This is a genomic window from Aequoribacter sp. (assembly GCF_965659035.1).
Classification (GTDB): Bacteria; Pseudomonadota; Gammaproteobacteria; order Pseudomonadales; family Halieaceae; genus Aequoribacter.
The window spans coordinates 4967-6767 of record NZ_CBFHWH010000100.1 but is presented as its reverse complement, the minus strand read 5'-3'; the positions used below and the strand labels follow the sequence as shown (position 1 = coordinate 6767).

General features: G+C 50.9%; 2 protein-coding genes. Both read right to left on the bottom strand.

Translation table 11 applies throughout. The features are described from left to right. The coding region (locus ACTF5Z_RS10735) for a lysophospholipid acyltransferase family protein (RefSeq protein WP_438985625.1) at window positions 1-1494 on the bottom strand (1494 nt) is incomplete at its 3' end. Between the two features lie 3 nt (window positions 1495-1497). Continuing rightward, on the bottom strand, window positions 1498-1695 hold the full coding sequence (locus ACTF5Z_RS10730; protein WP_009574667.1) for a hypothetical protein: 198 nt from the start codon (window positions 1693-1695) through the stop codon (window positions 1498-1500). Window positions 1696-1801: the final 106 nt, after the last annotated feature.

Here is a 1801-nt window from a genome sequence, read left to right as displayed (position 1 = left end):
GTAGTCGCTGTTTTCGAGCACAGGGTGACTCGAAGACCCCGAAGCCAAGTGGCCATGATATGGGTTAAGTGGCTCTGCATTTGGCCACAGCGGCGGAAAATAGTGGCTATAGAACAACACCAAAGCCTGCAAACAGTCCGCCCCCAAGTCTTTACTGACCGACACAGGACCATAGAGGAATTTGATATGAGGTCGCCGGATCAGCAAGGCACCAATACCGCTCCAAAGCTCATCAAGTGAATAGCGATCGCGGTAGGCATATTGAATAAAACTGCGGCCTAGCTCTAGGCTTCGCTTGAGCTCTCTGTGTCGAATGCCACTCAAATTGAACAAGGTATTGGCGTACAAACCCCGAAAACCCTGGGTAGGCAGGACCGTAGACAGGTCTGCCACCCGATACCCACCAGCGACCTGGCGCTCGAGCGGGTCCCACAATAGCAAGTGCTCGTAGTGGTAATCGTAAGAATCTATATCACGCGGCAACCCAGTCCCCTCACCCAAGGCTCTGAAACTTAATTCTCTAAGACGTCCCAGCTCTCGGATCAAGCAATCACCCGGGGTGGCCCGATACAAGCGGATTTCACGACCCCGGGGCGTTGTACCCATTAATTCACAGCGCTCTATTTCGCGAGCCAGCAGCACACGATTCTCTGCTGCCCCGATAGTTTGTTCGCCTTGAAACAAGGGCTTTTTGCCTTTTGCTAGACGATACACGTGGCGTTTAAACCGCTGCGCAGTCACCTTTGTAGGCTCGGTTCGATTGTAGTGCTCCACAGGGATCAACTGACCCACCCGAGCATCCACGGTTCGATGGCACTGCTTAAACATTTCGCGCACCAACCATAGCGTTGCCAGAGGTTTAGCGAGAAACGAGAGGCTGTAAAAAAACACCGAATTTCGGCCCGCGACAAAAATAGGCAAGATCGGGGATTTGGTTGAGCGAGCAATTTTCAGAAAGCCACTCTGCCACTCGCCGTCACGAACACCTTGCGGACTGAAACGAGATACTTCACCCGCCGGAAAAATAATGACAGCTCCGTCCGTCTCTAAGTGCGCCTTGATATTCTTTAAATTCGCTTTTGGCGTGTTGCCGTCCATATTATTAACAGGCAACAGCAGTGGCTGCAGAGGCTCTATCGCCAGGAGCAAATCGTTTGCCACCACCTTAACGTCTGGGCGAACATCCGCAATCAGTTTCAGCAGCGCCAAGCCGTCGAGCGATCCAATGGGATGATTGGCAACAACGACAACTCGCCCCTCACTGGGAATTCGATCACGCTCGTCATCCCGGGTCCGCAAGGAGAAATCGAAAAATCGCAACACCGACTCGACAAAGTCCAAGCCCCGAGAATGCGGGTGCTCCTGCTCAAAATGCTGCAATCGCGACTCATGAAATAAAAAACCCAAAAACCTTAACAGAACCGGTCCGATTCGCGTGTGGCGCTCGAAAAAATCAGGAAAACGGGCCTCTAAAGCCGACCTAACATTCAACATGGTCTAGATACCCTGCGAATCTAAACCCAATTCAATGCGTTGCCACAATGATTGATGCGCGGTTTTAATTTGGCTTGGGCGATACTGAGACTCTAACGTTTTGATCTTGCCACCCGTGGCAAGAAAGCGCTGAACCTCTTGATTTAATTGATCCCGTAACCGTTGCTTTTCGTGTCTTTTATCTTTTTGCTGCAGTTCCATCGACCCACCCTCAGAGATTGGATGGGGATAGTGTCTTTTGAACTTATGTCAATTCCGCGACACAGTAATGAAAATTTAGTGACAAAAGGTTCGTCACAGCCTTGTC

Excerpts from the sequence above, each read along its gene's own strand:
- ACTF5Z_RS10730 (WP_009574667.1), bottom strand. The coding sequence starts at position 1,695 with ATGGAACTGCAGCAAAAAGATAAAAGACACGAAAAGCAACGGTTACGG.